The sequence below is a fragment of the Achromobacter xylosoxidans genome (assembly GCF_001457475.1).
GTDB classification, from domain to species: domain Bacteria; phylum Pseudomonadota; class Gammaproteobacteria; order Burkholderiales; family Burkholderiaceae_B; genus Achromobacter; species Achromobacter xylosoxidans.
The window spans coordinates 3,381,558-3,399,989 of record NZ_LN831029.1 but is presented as its reverse complement, the minus strand read 5'-3'; the positions used below and the strand labels follow the sequence as shown (position 1 = coordinate 3,399,989).

Genomic DNA, 18,432 nt, shown 5'->3' with positions numbered 1-18,432 from the left:
GACGCAATTTATACCCGCTTTTTTGCAAAATAAAAAATTATCCCCGAGATACCATCCAAATCGAGGTAATCAATATGAATGGATACCAACCGCCTTGTTTTTATTGGAGTTTTGGATACCGGCCGCATTATCAAAATGGCGGGAATTGATACATTCGATATTATGTTTCAGACACGAAAACTGCTGATTCCCGATTTTTGAAATCCATTCGTTTTTATTATTTATCCGGCTGGATTGGCCGGCTTGTCGAATTGCCGCGTGGCGGCAGCGGGCGGCGCGCCGCCGGCCGGATGCGGCGGCGCCCGCCAGGCCGACATGCCGTCGCCAGGCGTGGCCAACGCCGCCGACCGTCTATGGATTCACCAGCACCGGCTTGTCGCGGTACGCCGCCGGGAAGGTCCGGGCCAGGTTCTCCACCTTGGGCACGTCGTTCACCATGATGTACATGCTGTACGGATGCCGCACCAGGTAGTCCTGGTGATAGCCCTCGGCGGGATAGAAGCCCTTGAGCGGCTCGACCGTGGTCGCCAGCGCCTTTGGGTAGACGCCCGACTTGTTCAGTTGCGCGATGTAGGCCTCGGCCACTTTGCGCTGGTCGTCATTGGCCGGGAACACCGTGGACCGGTACTGCGTGCCGCTGTCCGGACCCTGGCGGTTGAGCTGGGTGGGATCGTGCGCCACCGAGAAATAGATCTGCAGCAGCTGGCCATAGCTGACCTGGCTGGGGTCGTAGGTGATCTCGACGGATTCCGCGTGGCCGCTGCGGCCGCCGCTGACGGTGTCGTAGTCGGCGGTGGACGCCTGGCCGCCGGCGTAGCCGGAGACCGCCGAGGTGACGCCCTTGACGTGCTGGAACACCGCCTGCACGCCCCAGAAGCAGCCGCCGGCGATCACGGCCTTTTCCTGGGCCGCGCCGGCCGGGGCGTCGAGCGCGGGCGGCGGAATGACGAAGGCGGTTTCGGCGGCGCCGGCCGAGCCCAGGGCGAACAGGGCGCCGGCGGCGGCCAGCGTGGCGCGGGAGAGGGAAAGAAGGGGCATGATGCGCAATCCTCGAAAAAAAAGGCGGCCCAGGTCAGGCCCGCGGGGTGAAGCTCAAGGCCACGCCGTTCATGCAGTAGCGCAGTCCGGTCGGGCGCGGCCCGTCGTCGAAGACGTGGCCCAGATGGCCGCCGCAGTTGCTGCAATTGACGGCGGTGCGGGTCATGCCGAAGCTGCGGTCTTCCAGCGTGTCGACGGCGCGTTCCAGCGGCTGCCAGAAGCTGGGCCAGCCCGTGCCGCTGTCGAACTTGGTGGCCGACGAGAACAGCTTCTGGGCGCAGCCGGCGCAGGCGAACGTGCCGGCGCGGTGCTCGTCGTTGAGCGGGCTGGTGTAGGGCCGTTCGGTGCCTTCCTGGCGCAGCACCTCGTATTGCGCCTTGGTCAGCCTGGCGCGCCATTCGGCGTCGCTCAGGGCATAGGGATAGGCGCGGGGCTGCGCGGCACGGGCGCCACGCCCGGCCAGCAGCGGCGCCAGGCCGGCGGCGGCGAATACACCGCTCGCGCCCAGGAAATGCCTGCGTGTCAGTTTCATGGGAAGTTCCTCGGTGAATGGCTCATGGGGGCCGCGTGGCCGCGGGCCGGCCGTCGGCGCGGCCGGGCCGGCGCCGACGGGGCGGTCGGCTGGCCTACTTGCCCATGCTGTCCTTGCTCATGGAGCCGCCCTTGGACATGCCGTCCTTCGACATACCGCCCTTGGACATCCCGTCTTTCGACATGCCATCCTTGGCCATGCCGTCCTTCTTCATGCCGTCGTGCGACATGCCGTCCTTGGACATGGAGTTCTTCGACATGCCATCCTTGGCCATGCCGTCCTTCGACATGCCATCCTTCGACATGCCATCTTTCGACATGCCGCTCTTGGCCATGCCGTCCTTGGACATGTTGTCGGCCGCGTGCGCGGCAACCGCGCCAAAGGCCAGGCACAGCGAAAATGCGGCGGTGGTGAGTGTCTTCATGATGCGTTCCTCTGGTGTGTCGTGGTGGAAAGAAAAAAGCACCTAGCTGCCGCCGAACCAGTTGTAGCCCTGGTCCTCCCAGTAACCGCCCGGGTAGGTGTTGGTGACGAAAATCGCCTGGATGTGCTTGGGGTTCTTGTAGCCAAGCTTGGTGGGCATCCGCAGCTTCATCGGGAAGCCGTACTCCGGCGGCAGCGTCTTGCCGTCGTAGGTCAGCGCCAGGATGGTCTGCGGATGCAATGCGGTGGGCATGTCGATGCTGGTGTAGTAGTCGTCGGCGCACTTGAAGCCGACGTACTTCGCCGTCAGGTCGGCGCCCACGCGCTTCAGGAAGGCCGAGAACGGCACGCCGCCCCATTTGCCGATGGCGCTCCAGCCTTCGACGCAGATGTGGCGCGTGACCTGGTCGATCTGCGCCATGGCGCGCAGCTCGTCCAGCCGCCAGCGGCGCTTGTCCGCCACCAGGCCGGTGACTTCCAGCCGGAAGCTCTCTTCCTCGACCTGCCGCACCTCGTCGATGCCGTAATAGGCATTGAACGGGAACGGGCGGGTGATCATCGATTCCGGGTAGGTGGGTGCCAGCTTGTTCGGGTCGAAGATCCAGCCCTGCACGCGATCGTTCAAGCGCGACACCGCGGTCAGCGCCTTTTCGACGTTTTCGTCGTCGGACAGCGTGCATCCGGACAGCATCGCCAGCCCGCCCAGCGTCAGGCCGCGGCGCAGGAAGGCCCGGCGCGAGGGCGCCTCGACCCGCTTGTCCAGGATCTTCACGGCTTCCTTGAGGATGGCGGGGCCGTCCAGGCCCAGCAGCGACAGGCGTCGTTTTGCGCTCACGAGGGTCTCCTTATTTGCCGCGGATCATGGCGATGAGGCTGCGCGGCACCAGCGCCACCATGACCAGGTGCACCGCCACGAACGCCACCAGCAGCGCCATGGCGAAGAAATGGATGCGGCGCGCGAATTCATAGCCGCCCAGCAGCGTGCGCAGGGTGTCGAACTGCACCGACTTCCACAGCACCAGGCCCGACAGGACCAGCACCGTGATATCCGCGATGACGAACAGATAGGCCAGCCGCTGCACCTGGTTGTAGTGGCGCGGGTCGGCGTGCGACAGCTTGCCGCGCAGGGCCGCGGCCAAGTCGCGGGCGACGCCGCGCGGGCCGACCGGGAAGAACTTGCGCCACAGGCGGCCGGTGGTCAGGTTCAGCCCCAGGTAGAGCAGGCCGTTGACCAGCAGCAGCCACATGCCGGCGAAGTGCCATTGCAGCGCGCCGCCCAGCCAGCCGCCCAGGGTGGCGCCGTTGGGAAAGGTGAAGTCGAAGAACGGCGCGGCGTTGTAAATGCGCCAGCCGCTGGTCACCATGATGACCACGGCCAGCGCATTGAGCCAATGCACGATGCGCAGCCAGCCGGGATGGACCGGGCCGCGGCTGTCGGGCGCCGGGGCGGCGGGGGCGTCTGGGGTGGCGGGCGTGGCCATCATGGCGGGGCTCCTCGGGGAGGCGGTTGTTGTCGTTGCAGCCATTCTTCCCCGGCGCCGATATCGAAGTCCTCACGCAAACTTAAAATAAATGTGATAACTCGCCGGCCATGGATTGGCGACAATAGCGCTGCCGGGGGCGGATCGCCCGCGCCCGGCGCTGTCCGCGGCCCCGGCCGCCACCCTTGCACCGAGCCCCTATGGATACGCCCCGCCGCGTCCTGATCGTCGAAGACGACGCCCACATCGCCGAATTGCTGCGCCTGCACCTGCGTGACGAGGGCTATGCCGTCGAGCACGCCGCCGACGGCAACGAAGGCATGCGCCGGCTCGAAGAGGGCGGCTGGGACGCGCTGGTGCTGGACCTGATGCTGCCCGGCATCGACGGCCTGGAAATCTGCAAGCGCGCCCGCGCCATGACGCGCTACACCCCGATCATCATCACCAGCGCCCGCTCCAGCGAGGTGCACCGCATCCTCGGCCTGGAACTGGGCGCCGACGACTACCTGGCCAAGCCGTTCTCGATGCTGGAGCTGGTGGCGCGGGTGCGCGCGCTGCTGCGCCGCACCGAGGCGCTGGAGCGCAATGCCCGCATCGACGCCGGCAGCCTGCGCCAGCACGGCGTGGCCATCGACCCGATCGCCCGCACCGCCTCGGTCGACGAGCGCCGGCTGGAGCTGACGCCGCGCGAGTTCGACCTGCTGCATTTCTTCGCCCGCAATCCGGACAAGGTGTTCTCGCGGCTCGACCTGCTGAACCAGGTCTGGGGCTACCAGCACGAGGGCTACGAGCACACCGTCAACACCCACATCAACCGGCTGCGCACCAAGATCGAGGCCGATCCGTCCAATCCGCAGCGCATCCTGACGGTCTGGGGCCGCGGCTACAAGTTCGCGGCGGCGCCGGGCGCGCCGGCGGAGCCGACGCCATGAAGCGCCTGACCCTGACCCAGCGCCTGTCGGCCGTGTTCGCCTTGCTGCTGCTGGCTTGCTGCGGCGCGTCGGCCTGGCTGCAGATCTCGGCCAACCTGCGCTACGAACAGGAAGTGGTGCAGCGGCTGTCCAGCGGCCTGGCGCAGCACATCGCCGGCACCAACGAGTTGATGGACGCCAATGGCTGGAAGCCGGAGGCGGTGCGCTCGCTGTTCTCGATGCTGATGATGGTGAATCCGGCGGTCGAGGTCTACTTGCTGGACAACGACGGCCGCATCGTCGGCGACGCGGCGCCGCCCGGGCAGATCAAGCGCGACCGCGTGGATCTGGCGCCGGTGCGCCGCTTCCTGGCGGGCGGGGCGCTGCCGATCGCGGGCGACGATCCGCGCCACCTGGATACCGCCAAGGTGTTCTCGGCCGCCCCGGTGCGCGTGGCGGGGCGCGAGCAGGGTTATGTCTATGTGGTGCTGCAAGGCCAGGCGCACGACGCGCTGGCCATGGCGGCCTCGCGCAGCGCGGTGCTGCGCACCACCCTGTGGTCGATCGCGCTGGTGGCCTTGCTGGGCCTGGTGGCGGGCCTGGCGGCATTCGGCCTGATCACGCGGCCGCTGCGGGGGCTGACGCGCGCGGTGCGCGCCTTCGGCGACGACGGCGGCCGCGCGCTGGCAGCGCTGGAAAAGCCGGCCGACGCCGGCGATACCAGCGGCGACGAGATTTCGCTGCTGCGCCGCAGCTTCGTGCAGATGGGACGGCGCATCTCCGAGCAGTGGCGCGAACTGACACGCCAGGACCAGCAGCGGCGCGACCTGGTGGCGAACATCTCGCACGACCTGCGCACGCCGCTGACCTCGCTGCACGGCTATCTGGAAACGCTGCGGCTCAAGGACGAAACGCTGGATGCCGGCGAGCGCCGCCGCTACCTGGATATCGCGCTGGCGCAGAGCCGCAAGGTCGGCCGGCTGGCGCAGGAACTGTTCGAGCTGGCGCGGCTGGAGTCCGGGCTGGTGCGGCTGGAGCCTGAAACGTTCTCGCTGCCCGAGCTGGCGCAGGATGTGATCCAGAAATTCGAATTGGCCGCCGAGGCGCGCCAGCAGCGGCTTACCACCGCCATCGACCAGGAACTGCCGCCGGTGCGCGCCGACCTGGGCATGATCGAGCGGGTGCTGACCAATCTGCTGGACAATGCCATCCGCCACACGGCCCCGGGCGGGCGCATCGAGCTGCGCCTGGGCGCGGTGCGCGGCGGCGTGCAGGTGCGGGTCAGCGACAACGGCGCGGGCATTCCCGAAGCCTTGCGCGCCGGCCTGTTCACCCGCGCCTCGGTGCTGGCCAACGGGCCGCGCGATGGCGGCGGGCTGGGGCTGGTGATCGTGCACCGCATCCTGCAACTGCACCACAGCGACATCCGGCTGGTGGAGCGGCCCGAGCCCGGCGCGGTATTCGAGTTCGACCTGCCGGCGGCGCGCTGAGCCGACGCCGCCCGACGGCGACCTCCGCTAAGGCTGCCGAGGCCGCGGCGGGCCGCCGTCGGGGGTTGCCGCGCCGGCGGGCGCCGGCAGGCGCCGCACCGTGCCTCGCGCGGCGTCGACCTCCAGCCAGTCGCCGCTGGCCACCTGGCGCAGGATACCCTGCACGTTGACCACGGCCGGTATGCCGAACTCGCGCGCGACGATGGCGCCGTGCGACAGGTAGCCGCCGGCCTCCATGACCACCGCTCCGGCGCGCAGGAACAGCGGCGTCCAAGCCGGATCGGTGGAGGGCGCCACCAGGATGGCGCCGGCCGGCATCGCCAGCGCCGCGTGCGGATCCTGGGCGACGAAGGCGGGGCCCTGCGCCCGGCCGCTGGCGACCGGCGTGCCGCGCCAGGAGGCGTTGCCACCGACCGGCGCGGCGGGCGCGACCACCGGGGGCGCCTCGCCGTATTCGACGATCACGTCGCGATCGGGCGCTTCGGCCCACGCCGCCAGGCGCGCGCACCGGTCGGCGGCGCGGCGCGCGGCGGCCGCGGGGGCGAGACGGCCCGCGGCGAGCGCGAAGATCTCTTCGGCGGTCAGGTGGAAGATGTCGTCGGCGGCCGCCAGGCCGTCCGCGCCACGCATGCGCGTGCCCAGCTCCAGCGCGCTGCGGCGCGCCGCCGCCAGGTACGCCACCAGCACGCTGCGCGCGGCTTCGCGCTGGGCGCCTTCACGGCGCGCGGCCGCCAACAGCTTCGCGGCCAGCGGACGTTGCCACCAGGGCAGGGCGGCGCGCACGGCGTGCCATGCCTCGCGCGCGGCCCGTTCCTGGCGGGCGCGCAGCGCCGCGGGGTCGGCGCCGATCAGGTTCAGCACGCTGTCCAGCAGGTAGTCGGGCGCTTCGCGCCAGCGCGGATTGCGCAGATAGGTTTCGTACACCGCGCGATGGCCGTAGCGCCCCAGGAAATCCGCCAGCGCCTGGCGGAAGGCGCTGTCCGGCGGCAGGCGCCAGGCCCAGGCGGCGCCATCGCGGCCCGGCTCGCGCAGCCAGGCCAGGGTGTGCGGTTCGCGCGCCGCCCGTTGCGCCAGCGCCATCAGGTCATAGCTTTGGGCCGCCGTCACGCTGGGTTCGCCGCCGGCCATCAGCGCCGCGGTCAGCGCATGGCCTTGGCCGGGACGGGCGCGTTCCACCCATTCCAGCAGTTTGGACAGGGCGCCGCCGCCCGAGCCTTGCAGGAAGAACAGGTCGTCGGCGGCGGCCACGGTGCGGAATTGCTCCAGCAGGCGCGCGCCCAGCGCCGCGCTGTCGGCCGGCGGCGTTTCATCCAGCCAGGCCCGCGCCCGCGCGAACTGGCGCGGCAGGTCGGCGTCGGCGCGGCGCCGCAGCGGCCCGGCCCGGCGCAGGTAGCGCAGCATGCGCAGTGCGTGGCGCCAGCGCTGCGCCAGGCCGGGCGCGGGCACCTGGATCTCGGGCTGCGGGCCGCCCAGCAGCGCGTTCATGGCGCTCGGGGCGATGCCGAGCGCATCGTGGCCGACCCACTGGATCACGGAGGCGTCCAGGTAGACGCGGCCGTCGAACATTGCCGCCAGGCGCGCGCCCGGCAGCGTGCGGTAGCCGCTCAGTTCGAAGCCGCGAGTCAGCATGCGCTCGGCCATCAGGCGGCCGCCGTCCCATTCCAGCGCGGACATGGGCAAAGGCAGCACTTCGCGGGTATTGCCGCGCGACCAGTAGGAAGGTTGCGATTGCAGGCCGGGGTAGGTGTGACGCGCCATGGCGGTGACGGGCCGGGCCTGCACGATCCAGAAATCCTGGCCGTCGTGGACCCATTCCAGGTCGTAAGGGGCGCCGGAATAGTCCAGGGCGCGGGCGGCGTCGCGCGCCAGGGCGGCCAGCGCGTCCACCTGCGCGGGCGTCAGGACGGGCTGCGCTGCCCGCGCCGCCGACTGCTCCACCAGTTGTGTGCCGCCGCCAGTGGCGGGCAGGCTGGCGCGGCGTTTGGCGCCGATGCGTTGGCGGGCCAGGGGCCAGGCCAATTGACGGGCATCCGCGTGCAAGTGGTATTCGTCACCCTCGGCCTGGCCGCCCACCAGGGATTCGCCCAGGCCCCAGTTGGCGTGGATCACCATGCGATCGAGGCGGCCGCCGAGCGGGTCGCAGGTGAAGGCGATGCCGGAGGACGTGGCGGGCAGCAGGGGCATGACCACCACGGCCATGGGGCGTTCTTCGGCTTGCAGGCCGAGGCGCTGGCGGTAGGCGTCCGCCTGCGGCGACCAGGCCGAGTCCCAGATGTGTCGCGCGGCGTCGACGGCCGCCGCCGCGCCGCGCACGTTCAGGCACGACAGATGGATGCCGGCGAACGATGCGGTGCGCGCGTCTTCCTGGGGCGACGAGGAGCGCAGCGCCAGGGGCAGGTCGAGCCAGCCGCGCTGGCGCAGGGCCTCGTGCAGCGCCTGCGCCAGCGCGTCGGCCACGGGCTCGCCGGGGCGCCGCGCGAGGCTGGCGGACGCCGCCAGCACGAAGCCCGGCGGCACCGGAACCCCGAGGTGCGCCATGCGCGCCAACTGCCAGCCCTTGCCGCCCGCGCCCGCGACGCCAGCCTCGCGGGCGGCGGCCCAGTCCAGGATGGCCGCGGTGGTCACGCGGCGCTCCCGGATGGCGCCGCGCCTTGCAGGAACAATGAAAGCAGCGCATCGAATTCGCGCCGCAGGCTGGCGCCGGGCAGGTCGAGCCAGCGCAGCAGCGCGCCCAGGTGCAGGAACTGCAGTTGGTGCGTGAGCAGGTCGGCAGGCAGGTCGGCACGCAATTGGCCCGCCTGCTGCCCTTGCGTGATGAGGCTGTGGAACAGCGTCTGCAAGCCGCTGCGCGGCGAGCGGCCGTCGCCCTGGGCGTCGGGGCGCAGGGTCGACAGGCGGTAGCGCAGGTAGGGCCCGAGATAGGCGCGGTTGGCTTCGGACCAATGCGCGGAGGCGTGCAGGACACGCCTGAGCCGCGCGGCAAAGCCGGGCACCGTGCGCAGCCTGGGCAGCAGGTCCACCATGCTGGCGGCCAGCTCGGCGTGGAAGCGGTGCGCCAGCAGGGCTTCCTTGACCGGGAAATGGTTGTACAGCGTGCCCTTGGAAACGTCCGCCTGGGCCGCGATCTGCTCCATGGTGACGACCTCGTAGCCCAGGGTCTCGAACAGGCGGTAGGCGGTCTGGGACAGATGGTCCAGCGTCTGCTGGCGCTTGCGCTCGCGCAGGCCGGGGGCAGGGGAGTCGTGCGGATCGGCGAGGGACATGGGGCGGGAAATTATTGAACGAAAAATAAGATTATACGTCGTTCAATAATTTTCCCGGCCCCGTATGAAGGAGGCAGCCGCGGGCCGGCCGGTCAGGCCGCCGTCGGCATCCTGCCGTTCAGCAGGTAGTCCATCAGTTCGCGCACGCTGCGCATGGCGTCGCCGAACGGCAGCTTGGAGGCGCCCCGGAAGAACAGGCCGCGGCTGACTTCGCCGCGCATGGCGGCGGCCAGCTTCAGGTCGATGCAGAACTGGCCGAAGCGCGCGATGCCGTCGCGCAGTCCGCACTGCGTCAGGCAGTCCATGCGCTGGCTGCAGCGGCGCGCGTCGCAGCGGGTGTTTTCCTGCAGCGTCTTTTCCTGGCGCAGGTAGCGCGTCAGCCAGGGCGTCGGCACGGCGCGGGCCGGCAGGCCGGCGACGCTGGTGAATTCGGCCAGCTTGTCGGGGTCGGCTTCCATCAGCACGCGCTTGAAATTCTCGTGCGCGTCGCCTTCCCGGGTCACGGCGAAGGCCGTGCCGACCTGCACGCCGTCGGCGCCGTTGCCGAGCCAGTGGCGTACCTGTTCATGGCTGCCGACGCCGCCGGCCACGATCAGGCGCGGGGCGTCGCGGCCCAGTTGCAGGTCCTGGAACAACTGGCGGCATTCGGCCAGCACGCGCTTGAAGTCGAAGCGTTCATCGTGGATGTCGTCCAGGCGGGCCGCGCCCAGGTGGCCGCCGGCGTAGCCGGGGTGCTCGATGACCACGGCGTCGGCCATGCGGCCTTTCTTCATCCATTTCTTCAGCACCGCCGCCACGCCGCGCGCTTCGGACAGGATCGGCACCAGGGCCACCTTGGGATAGTCGGCGGTCATGTCGGGCAGGTCCAGCGGCAGGCCGGCGCCCATGACGATGGCCTGGGCGCCGCTTTCGCAGGCCTGGCGCACCAGCGCGGGATGGTCGCGCACCGCCTTCATGACGTTCACGGCCACCACGCCGCGCCCCTGCGAGGTGTCGAGCGCGGCGCGCACTTCACGGTCCAGGGCCACCAGGTTGGCGTTGTCGATCTGCTCGCGGTCGCGGCAGTCCTCGGTCTGCTCGATCAGGTCCGGATGGTGATGGCGCAAGTCCACACTGGCAATGGTGCCGACCGCGTTCTGGCTGGCGACCGCGCCGGCCAGGCGATGGGCGGATACGCCGACGCCCATGCCGCCCTGGACGATGGGCAGCAATTCGCGTCCGGCGAGTGTGAGGGATTTGAACCACGTCATGAAATGGGAGCCTTTATTGGGAACAGTGGCTCCGAGGCTAGAGCAAGGCATGCCGCGCCGCCTTGCGCGGGATCAAGCGGGCGGGGGAAATCGGGGGGGATGAAGGCGCCGCGCCCGGACGCGGTCGCCGCAAAAGCAAAAAAGGGGCGGAGCACGGCGGCTCCGCCCCTTGCCGCCGGTGAATCACGCCACCAGCTTGACCAGCGCCGGCACCGTCAGCACGGCGGTGTAGTAGCCCATGAACTGCACGCCGGTGTTAAAGCCGAACAGGCGCGACAGCAGGCCGCCGAACAGGCCCATGGTCAGGATCACCAGCAGGCCCAGGAACTGGCCTTCCCACACGCTGATCACGATGATCAGGCCGACGAAGGTGGCGATGATGGCCTCGTGGCTGACCTTGCGCGACACGAACAGCGCGGCGCGGCGCGCGAAGTTCATGGCGAACGGATACGACACGATCGCCGCCAGCAGCACCGCCAGCATGCCGTAGCCCAGGAACTCCCAGTGGTTCAGCAGGTTGTGCAGGTTGTGGGTCTGGCCGCTGGCCGCATCCACCGTGAAGCGCGGCGGCGCGTTGAACAGCGGCGCGGCCGGACCGGCGGCCACCGGGCTGAGCGGCAGGCCGAAAGCGATCAGCGGGATCAGGGCCTCGGCGATGTAGGTGGCCTCGGTGACGCCGTTGCGCGCGCTCAGCACCGTGGTCAGGCGGTGATAGGCGTGCTTGACGCGCGAGCCCACCAGTTCGCCCAGCACCACCGTCATCGCCACCGGGCTGAACACGAAGGTGGCGCTGGAGATGGTGGCGGTGGCCAGGGTCCAGCGGGTCTGGATGCGGTCCATCACCTTGAGCGGGTTGGGGAAGTAGCCCGACCAGCCCTTGACGTCCGGCGCCAGCGAGAACGTGCGCACCTTGTCGCGCATCATTTTGGCGCGGCCCTGCGGCGCGATCACGGTGAACAGGTCGGCGATCAGCGGGCCGATGGCGATGCCCAGGAAGTAGCTGATGCTGAGCTTGACGCCGTACTTGGCGGTCAGGCTCTGCAGCGCCACGATCACCACCACGAACGGCACCAGCAGCGCCACCGCGGCCCAGCGGCCGGCCGAGAAATAGGCGATCAGCACCGCCGCGGCCAGGAAGATCCACGGCGCCGACTTGGTGATGGCGCCGCCGAACGGCGCCAGCAGCACGGCGAACAGCACCGCCAGCGGCACCGCCACGAAGGCGGCGACGATGGCGCCCGACACCATCTTGCGCAGCGCGATGTGCGGCACGCCGAGCTTGCGCAGCATGTTGGCGTCCTGCAGCAGCGGCGTGGCCAGCGTGTCGCCGGGGATGCCCAGCAGCGCCGTCGGCACCGCGTGGGTCATGTGCTTGGCCACCGCGCCGGCCAGGAAGAAGGTGAAGACGCCGGCGGGCGGCACGCCCAGCAGCACCACCAGCAGCGTCAGCGGCGCCAGCGTGGTGGTCTCGTCGGTGCCGGACACCAGGCCAATGGCGGCGAACACCACCGCGCCCAGGAGACCCATGCCGGCGGCCACCATGATCTGTTCAAGCAACACGGGATCGCTCATGCCGGCACCTCTTCACGCACGTTTTGCGGCCGGCCCTGCGGCGCCGGGGCCGCGGCGGGGGCGGCGAACAGCTCGTACAGGTCCAGTTCCTTCAGCTCCTTGACCACCGCGGGCGGCAGGTCGGCCAGCGTGCCCAGGCCGCCCGGTTGCGCGGCCAGTTCGGCCAGCACCTCGGCGCGCCAGGCCGGATCGTGCGAGGCGCTGTGCTCGACCACTTCGCGCTTGGGCGGGAACAGGCGGGCGCAGATCACGCCCGCCAGCACGCAGCCGGCCAGCCCGGCCAGCATGGCGTAGGCATGCGCCAGTTCGGGCGAGGCGACCTTGTCGCGCAGCCAGCCGCTGGCGGCGTAGAAGCCGGCCACGCTGACGGCGATGCCGATGGCGATGGCCCACGCCAGGTGGCGCAGGTCGACCGTGTCGTTCCATACTTCGGCCAGGCGTCCGGCGGACGCCTTGCTGTCTCTTTCCATGTCTGTCTCCTTGATGGACGGGTGGCGCGGGAGGTTCCCGGCGCCGCCTCTGTTCTTGTGCGGCCGGCGTGCCTGCGCCGGCCGTGCCGCGCCGTCAGGCCGGTTTCCGCAGTTCCTCCAGCAGCGCCAGCGCGCGGTCGGCGCGCACGTCCTTTTCCTCGGCCATGCGGCGGGCCAACTGGTCGACTTCGGCGCCCACCGCGCCCACCGTCAGCGCGATGTTGCGCGCGTGCAGCGCCATGTGGCCGCGCTGGATGCCCTCGGTGGCCAGGGCGCGCAGCGCGCCCAGGTTCTGCGCCAGGCCCACGGCCACGGCGATCTCGCCCAGTTCCTGGGCCGAGCGCACCGCCATGATCTTGAGCGCCAGCCGCGCCAGCGGATGGGTCTTGGTGGCGCCGCCCACCAGGCCCACCGGCATCGGCATTTCCAGCGTGCCGACCAGGGCGCCGCTGGCGTCCTTTTCCCAATGCGTCAGCGAGGTGTAGCGGCCGTCGCGGCAGGCGTAGGCATGGGCGCCAGCCTCGACCGCGCGCCAATCGTTGCCGGTGGCGACGATGACCGGGTCGATGCCGTTCATGATGCCCTTGTTGTGGGTGGCGGCGCGGTACGGGTCGGTGGCGGCGAACACGTAGGCGTCCAGCACGCCCTCGATGATCTCGGCGCCGCTGCGGTCCTTGGTGTCGAGCGTTTGCGGCGTCAGGCGCACGCGGGCCCGCGACAGGCGCAGGTCGGCCAGGTTGGACAGGATGCGCAGCCGCACCGTGCCGCCGGTGATCTCCTCGACCAGCGGCGCCACGGCCTCGGCCATGGTGTTGACGGTGTTGGCGCCCATGGCGTCGCGCACGTCGACGATCAGGTGCAGCACCAGCATCGGGCCGCGCGGCGTGTCGGCGAACACGTGCGCCTCGATGTCCTGGCAGCCGCCGCCCAGGCCGATCAGCACCTGGTCGCGGCTGTTGGCCAGCTTGACGATGCGCTCGCGCTCGCGCAGCAGGGCGACGCGCGCGCCGTGCGGATCGGTCAGGCCCAGCACCTGCACCTGGGCGCGCATCAGCGGCCGGGTGCTGGAGGTTTCGAAGCCACCATTCTCGCGCGCCAGCTTGGCCATGAACGAGGCGGCCGCCACCACCGACGGTTCTTCCACCGCCATCGGCACCAGCACGTCGCGGCCGTTGACCTGGAAGTTGCCGGCCACGCCCAGCGGCAGCTCGAAGGCGCCGATGACGTTCTCGATCATGCCGTCGGCGCGGTCCAGGCCCAGCGCGCCCGGTTCGGCCAGTTGCTGGCGTTCCTCGGGCGTCAGGCCGGCCGCGTCGGCGATGGCGGCGAGGCGTTGGGCGGGGGTGAGGGCGCGGAAGTTGGGCAGGCGTGAATCGGCCACCATGGCATGTGTCTCCATCGGAAATCTAAGAATTGGGTGGCCAGATTCTAGGTAAACTGTACCGGCATTCAGAGGTACAGTTTGGGCGAACAGTACCATCGCACTGCACCAATTTTCGACTTTTTCCCGCTGGAAACCACGCCGTGGACGCCGATAACTCCCCGGGCCGCGCCCCGCGCGCCGCGCCCATCGCCGAAAGCCTGGCGCGCCTGATCGGGCGCCAGATCGCCGAGGGCGTCTACCGCCCGGGCGATAAATTGCCATCGCTGCGCGAGCTGGCGCAATTGCACCGCTACGCCAAGAACACCGTGGTGGTGGCGTTCGAGATGCTGGTGGCGCGCGGGCTGGTGGAACCGCGCCGCGGCTCGGGCTTCTACGTGCTCGATACCGGACCGGCGCGGCGCGCCGCCGACGAGGAGCCGGGCCAGTTGAGCCGCGCCATGGACATCGTCTGGCTGATGCGCGAGCAGCTCAAGACCCAACCAGACGCCATCGCCGCCGGCGACGGTTTCCCGCCGGTGGAATGGCTGGCCGACATGCGCATGGACCGCTATCACCAGAAGGTGGTGCGCACCGGCCTGGGCACGCTGTTCCGCTATGGCAGCCGCTTCGGCTACGCGCCGCTGCGCGAGAGCCTGGTGCGCAAGCTGGGCGACGTCGGCATCAGCGCGGCGCCGTCGCAACTGGTGTTGACGCACGGCGCCAACGAGGCCATGGACCTGGTGATCCGCTACTTCCTGCCGCCGGGCGCGGCGGCGCTGGTGGACGATCCGGGCTACTACCCGCTGTTCGGCAAGCTCAAGCTGGCGGGCGTGCGCATGCTGGGCGTGCCGCGCCTGGCGGACGGGCCTGACCTGGCGGCGCTGGAGGCCTTGTTGCAGCGCGAGAAGCCGCGCCTCTTTTTCACCCAGTCGCTGGCGCACAATCCCACTGGTTCGGACATCTCGCCAGCCAAGGCCTACAAGCTGCTGCAGCTGTCCGAGCGCTACAACCTGATCGTGGTGGAGAACGACCCGCTGGCCGACTTCAAGCCGACCTCGGCGGTGCGGCTATCGGCGCTGGATCAGCTGGAACGCACGGTCTACATCGGCAGTTTCTCGAAGTCGTTCTCGGCGGCCTTGCGGGTCGGCTTCATCGCCTGCGGCGCGGGCCTGGCCAGCGATCTGGCGGACCTGAAGGCGCTGGTGCACGTCAGCAGTTCGGAATACTGCGAGCGCATGGTCGACGTGATGCTGCGCGACGGCCACTACGAACGCCATCTGGTGCGCCTGCGCCAGCGGCTGGAGGCGGCCACCGGCGACGCGCTGCGGGTGCTGGATTCGCTGGGCGCCGAGGTCTACGCGCGGCCCACCAGCTCGCTGTACCTGTGGTCGGCGTTTCCGGGCGTGGACAATTCGCTGGCGCTGGCCCAGGACCTGATGCCCGAGAAGGTCATCATGGCGCCGGGCCGGGTGTTCAGCGTCGACCCGACCGCCGTGTCGCCGTGGTCGCGCTGCAATGTGGGCGCGGTGGCGTCGCCGCGCTTTCACGCGGCGCTGGCGGCGCGCCTGGGACGCGCCAGCGCTCAGCGGTAGGCGAATTCCTCGAACCAGCCGCGCAGCAAAGCCTGTGCCTGCGTGCCCAGCAGCCGCGCCGGCGGCGTGCTGGGGCAGCTGCGCGCGCCCTGCACCGCGAAGCGCTTGACGCCGCGCCGCGCCAGTTCGCGCGCCAATCCCAGCAACCGGGTCTCGTCGAGCCAGTCGGGATGCCAGGTGATGCGGCATTCGAAATCCACGCCGGCCGTCAGCAACTGCGTCAGGCAGGCCTGCGCCGGGCGGTGCGAATCGCGCCGGCCGGTGATGTCGTCATAGCCCTGCGCGTCGGCCTTGATGTCCAGGCCGACCCAGTCCAGGTAGCGCAGCACGTCGGCCAGCCGCAGCGGATAGATGCCGGCCGTGTGCAGGCCGATGCGATAGCCCATGCGCCGCGCCTCGCGGATCATCGACGGCAGGCGCGGCTCGCTCAGCGGTTCGCCGCCGGAGAACACCACGGCGTCCAGCAGCCCCTGGCGGTTGTCGAGGAAGGCGCGCACGTCGCGCCAGTCGTAGCGCGCGTTGCGCGTCTGCAGTTCGGGGTTGTGGCAGTAGTGGCAGCGCCACGGACAGCCGGCGATGAAGATGACGGCGGCCAGCGTGCCGGGCCAGTCCACGGTGGAAAACGGCGTCAGCCCGCCCACCGCCGGGGAATGGCGCGGCAGCGGCTGGGCCGCCGACCGCGGCGGCGCGGCATAGGCCATGCGCGGTGGGTGGCGGGCGGGGGCGGCCTTGCGGCCGCCGGCCGCTTCAGGCACGTTGTTCGACGAAGAAGCGGCGTTCATTGAATTCGCCTTGTTTGCCGGTATTGAAGGAAGACACGGGGCGGTGGTAGCCCATGACGCGGGTCCAGACTTCGCAGCGCACGCGCTGGCTGTCGTCCAGGCGCAGCGCCTGCGGGGCGGCGGCTTCGGGAGAGATCACGGTTTGCATAACGGCTCCTTGGGGAAAGGCCGGGCGGGGATCGCCCGGGGAAAAAAGCGGTCGACAGCGGCGGTCAGGCCGGCGCGCAGCAAGACGCCTGCCTGGCCAGCAATTCGGCGTCGCACTTCGGGCAGAACTCGTGGTGCCCGGCCAGATAGCCGTGGTTCGGGCAGATCGAGAACGTCGGCGTGACGGTGATGTACGGCAGCCGGAAATTCGACAGCGCGCGCCGCACCAGTTCCTTGCACGCGCTGGCCGACGACACGGCCTCGTTCATGTACAGATGCAGCACGGTGCCGCCGGTGTACTTGCCCTGCAGCGACTCCTGCAGGGCCAGCGCCTCGAACGGATCGTCGGTGTGGCCCACCGGCAGCTGGCTGGAGTTGGTGTAGTAGGGCTGGGCCTCGGTGCCCGCCTGCAGGATGCCGGGGTAGCGCTTGCGGTCTTCGCGGGCGAAGCGGTAGGTGGTGCCTTCGGCGGGCGTGGCCTCCAGGTTGTAGAGGTGCCCGGTCTCTTCCTGGAACTCGGTCATGCGCGCCCGCACCCGATCCAGCAGGCGCACCGCCAGCGCATGGCCGGCCGGCGTGGTGACGTCCTCGGCGTCGCCGCTGAAGTTGCGGATCATCTCGTTGATGCCGTTCACGCCCAGCGTGCTGAAGTGGTTGCGCAGCGTGCCGAGGTAGCGCCGCGTGTACGGGTACAGCCCCTGGTCGATGTAGCGCTGCACCACCTTGCGCTTGGTTTCCAGCACGTCGCGGCCCAGGCCCAGCAGGTGATCCAGGCGCGCCATCAGCGCTGCCTCGTCGCCGCGGCAGGTGTGGCCCAGGCGGGCGCAGTTGACGGTCACCACGCCCACCGACCCGGTCTGCTCGGCCGAGCCGAACAGGCCGTTGCCGCGCTTGAGCAGTTCGCGCAGGTCCAGTTGCAGGCGGCAGCACATGGAGCGCACCATGTGCGGCTCCAGGTCGGAATTGAGGAAGTTCTGGAAGTACGGCAGGCCGTAGCGCGCGGTCATTTCGAACAGGCGCTCGGTGTTGGGGTGGTCCCAGTCGAAGTCGGGCGTGATGTTGTAGGTGGGAATCGGGAAGGTGAACACGCGCCCCTTGGCGTCGCCGGCCATCATCACCTCGATGTAGGCGCGGTTGATCATGTCCATCTCGGCCTGCAGGTCGCCATAGGCGAACGGCATTTCCTCGCCGCCGACGTAGGGGATCTGTTCCTTCAGGTCGGCCGGGCAGGTCCAGTCGAAGGTCAGGTTGGTGAACGGCGTCTGCGTGCCCCAGCGGCTGGGCACGTTGAGGTTGTAGATCAGTTCCTGCATGCACTGCTTGACCTCGGTGTAGGTCATCGCGTCGCGCCGGATGAAGGGCGCCATGTAGGTGTCGAAGGAACTGAAGGCCTGGGCGCCGGCCCATTCGTTCTGCAGCGTGCCCAGGAAGTTGACGATCTGGCCGATGGCCGCCGACATGTGGCGCGGCGGCGTGGCCTCGATCTTGCCGGGGATGCCGTTGAAGCCTTCGGTCAGCAGCTGGCGCAGGGACCAGCCGGCGCAATAGCCGCTGAGCATGTCCAGGTCGTGGATGTGGATGTCGCCATCGCGGTGGGCCTGGCCGGCCTCGGGGGTGAAGACGTTGGACAGCCAGTAGTTGGCGGTGACCTTGCCGGCCACGTTAAGGATCAGCCCGCCCAGGCTGTAGCCCTGGTTGGCGTTGGCGTTGACGCGCCAGTCGCGCTGTTCCAGGTATTCCTCCATGGCGCTTTCCACGTCCACCAGGGTGTGGCGCAGCGCGCGCAGGCGGGCGTGTTGTTCGCGGTAGACGATGTAGGCGCGGGCGGTGCGCCAGTAGCCGGCCTTGACCAGCGTTTCCTCGACCTGGTTCTGGATGGTCTCCACGCCGGGGCAGACGTTGCCTTCGGCGGCCAGCGCCTCGATCACCGCGCCGGTCAGCGCCTGCGCGACGTCGGCGTCCAGTTCTCCGGTGCCGCGGCCGGCGGCGGCGATGGCCGCGGCGATCTTGTCGCGGTCGAATGCGACGACCCGGCCGTCGCGCTTGAGGATGTGTTGGAGTTGCATCGCTGACACCATATGTTGTGGGGTAGGAAAACTCTACCACCACCTATGGTGT

17 protein-coding genes and 2 pseudogenes are annotated in these 18,432 nt (G+C 69.7%); 5 read left to right on the top strand and 14 right to left on the bottom strand.

Annotated features, from left to right (window positions below; translation table 11 throughout):
• Positions 1 to 78 precede the first annotated feature (78 nt).
• Positions 79 to 201, top strand: a complete 123-nt coding sequence (locus AT699_RS32380; protein ID WP_024069002.1) for a hypothetical protein — start codon at positions 79 to 81, stop codon at positions 199 to 201.
• Positions 202 to 351: 150 nt separating this feature from the next.
• On the opposite strand, the gene msrA is transcribed toward AT699_RS32380, so the two are convergent.
• The gene (gene msrA, locus AT699_RS15330) at positions 352 to 1,038 is read right to left on the bottom strand and encodes a peptide-methionine (S)-S-oxide reductase MsrA (RefSeq protein ID WP_020927877.1); all 687 of its coding nucleotides are present in this window, start codon (positions 1,036 to 1,038) and stop codon (positions 352 to 354) included.
• A gap of 34 nt (positions 1,039 to 1,072) precedes the next feature.
• Positions 1,073 to 1,570: a peptide-methionine (R)-S-oxide reductase MsrB gene (gene msrB, locus AT699_RS15325; protein ID WP_024069000.1), complete on the bottom strand. Its 498-nt coding sequence runs from the start codon at positions 1,568 to 1,570 to the stop codon at positions 1,073 to 1,075.
• Between msrB and AT699_RS32490 the strand changes: the two are divergent.
• A pseudogene (locus tag AT699_RS32490) lies at positions 1,569 to 1,871 on the top strand (pentapeptide repeat-containing protein); the annotation flags it as partial. The gene msrB and the pseudogene AT699_RS32490 sit on opposite strands and share 2 nt — an antisense overlap.
• Here AT699_RS32490 and AT699_RS32485 read toward each other — a convergent pair.
• From AT699_RS32485 to AT699_RS15310, 3 genes and pseudogenes are all read right to left on the bottom strand, one after another.
• A pseudogene (locus AT699_RS32485) lies at positions 1,827 to 1,994 on the bottom strand (pentapeptide MXKDX repeat protein); the annotation flags it as partial. The pseudogenes AT699_RS32490 and AT699_RS32485 overlap by 45 nt on opposite strands.
• A 42-nt stretch (positions 1,995 to 2,036) precedes the next feature.
• Positions 2,037 to 2,828 (bottom strand): molybdopterin-dependent oxidoreductase, encoded by a 792-nt coding sequence (locus AT699_RS15315; RefSeq protein WP_024068998.1) that lies wholly within the window; start codon positions 2,826 to 2,828, stop codon positions 2,037 to 2,039.
• A 10-nt stretch (positions 2,829 to 2,838) separates the two neighbouring features.
• Complete coding sequence (locus tag AT699_RS15310; protein WP_024068997.1) at positions 2,839 to 3,477, bottom strand: cytochrome b/b6 domain-containing protein; 639 nt, start codon at positions 3,475 to 3,477, stop codon at positions 2,839 to 2,841.
• 197 nt (positions 3,478 to 3,674) lie between these two features.
• Between AT699_RS15310 and AT699_RS15305 the strand changes: the two genes are divergently transcribed.
• Together AT699_RS15305 and AT699_RS15300 are read left to right on the top strand one after the other, a co-directional pair.
• On the top strand, positions 3,675 to 4,406 hold the full coding sequence (locus AT699_RS15305) for a response regulator transcription factor (protein ID WP_024068996.1): 732 nt from the start codon (positions 3,675 to 3,677) through the stop codon (positions 4,404 to 4,406).
• Positions 4,403 to 5,875, top strand: coding sequence for a sensor histidine kinase (locus tag AT699_RS15300; RefSeq protein ID WP_054518393.1), 1,473 nt, complete (start codon positions 4,403 to 4,405; stop codon positions 5,873 to 5,875). Before AT699_RS15305 ends, AT699_RS15300 begins: the two co-directional genes overlap by 4 nt.
• Positions 5,876 to 5,902: 27 nt before the next feature.
• On the opposite strand, the gene AT699_RS15295 is transcribed toward AT699_RS15300, so the two are convergent.
• The 6 genes from AT699_RS15295 to AT699_RS15270 all read right to left on the bottom strand — a co-directional run bounded on the left by AT699_RS15295 (position 5,903) and on the right by AT699_RS15270 (position 13,814).
• A complete protein-coding gene (locus AT699_RS15295; RefSeq protein ID WP_232254228.1) occupies positions 5,903 to 8,500 on the bottom strand; it encodes a PEP/pyruvate-binding domain-containing protein in 2,598 nt (865 codons plus the stop codon).
• Positions 8,497 to 9,138 carry a TetR/AcrR family transcriptional regulator gene (locus tag AT699_RS15290; RefSeq protein ID WP_024068993.1) on the bottom strand — a complete coding sequence of 214 codons (642 nt, stop codon included), beginning with the start codon at positions 9,136 to 9,138 and terminating at the stop codon, positions 8,497 to 8,499. Before AT699_RS15290 ends, AT699_RS15295 begins: the two co-directional genes overlap by 4 nt.
• 92 nt (positions 9,139 to 9,230) lie before the next feature.
• A complete protein-coding gene (locus AT699_RS15285) occupies positions 9,231 to 10,388 on the bottom strand; it encodes an NAD(P)H-dependent flavin oxidoreductase (RefSeq protein ID WP_006384251.1) in 1,158 nt (385 codons plus the stop codon).
• A 183-nt stretch (positions 10,389 to 10,571) separates the two neighbouring features.
• Positions 10,572 to 11,960, bottom strand: a complete 1,389-nt coding sequence (locus tag AT699_RS15280; RefSeq protein ID WP_020927869.1) for a tripartite tricarboxylate transporter permease — start codon at positions 11,958 to 11,960, stop codon at positions 10,572 to 10,574.
• Entirely contained in the window at positions 11,957 to 12,430 is a 474-nt protein-coding gene (locus AT699_RS15275; RefSeq protein ID WP_020927868.1) for a hypothetical protein, read from the bottom strand. The genes AT699_RS15280 and AT699_RS15275 overlap by 4 nt, the downstream gene beginning before the upstream one ends.
• Before the next feature lie 94 nt (positions 12,431 to 12,524).
• Positions 12,525 to 13,814 carry a hydroxymethylglutaryl-CoA reductase, degradative gene (locus AT699_RS15270; protein ID WP_024068992.1) on the bottom strand — a complete coding sequence of 430 codons (1,290 nt, stop codon included), beginning with the start codon at positions 13,812 to 13,814 and terminating at the stop codon, positions 12,525 to 12,527.
• Positions 13,815 to 13,954: 140 nt separating this feature from the next.
• Here AT699_RS15270 and AT699_RS15265 point away from each other — a divergent pair, with 140 nt between their 5' ends.
• The gene (locus AT699_RS15265; RefSeq protein ID WP_006384247.1) at positions 13,955 to 15,385 is read left to right on the top strand and encodes an aminotransferase-like domain-containing protein; all 1,431 of its coding nucleotides are present in this window, start codon (positions 13,955 to 13,957) and stop codon (positions 15,383 to 15,385) included.
• Here the strand turns inward: AT699_RS15265 and AT699_RS15260 are convergent.
• The 3 genes from AT699_RS15260 to AT699_RS15250 all read right to left on the bottom strand — a co-directional run bounded on the left by AT699_RS15260 (position 15,376) and on the right by AT699_RS15250 (position 18,380).
• The gene (locus AT699_RS15260; RefSeq protein ID WP_024068991.1) at positions 15,376 to 16,167 is read right to left on the bottom strand and encodes an anaerobic ribonucleoside-triphosphate reductase activating protein; all 792 of its coding nucleotides are present in this window, start codon (positions 16,165 to 16,167) and stop codon (positions 15,376 to 15,378) included. The two genes, AT699_RS15265 and AT699_RS15260, sit on opposite strands and share 10 nt — an antisense overlap.
• Positions 16,133 to 16,315, bottom strand: coding sequence for an anaerobic ribonucleoside-triphosphate reductase (nrdD, locus tag AT699_RS15255; protein ID WP_006395259.1), 183 nt, complete (start codon positions 16,313 to 16,315; stop codon positions 16,133 to 16,135). The genes AT699_RS15260 and nrdD overlap by 35 nt, the downstream gene beginning before the upstream one ends.
• 64 nt (positions 16,316 to 16,379) lie before the next feature.
• Positions 16,380 to 18,380: a ribonucleoside triphosphate reductase gene (locus AT699_RS15250; protein ID WP_024068990.1), complete on the bottom strand. Its 2,001-nt coding sequence runs from the start codon at positions 18,378 to 18,380 to the stop codon at positions 16,380 to 16,382.
• Positions 18,381 to 18,432 lie beyond the last annotated feature (52 nt).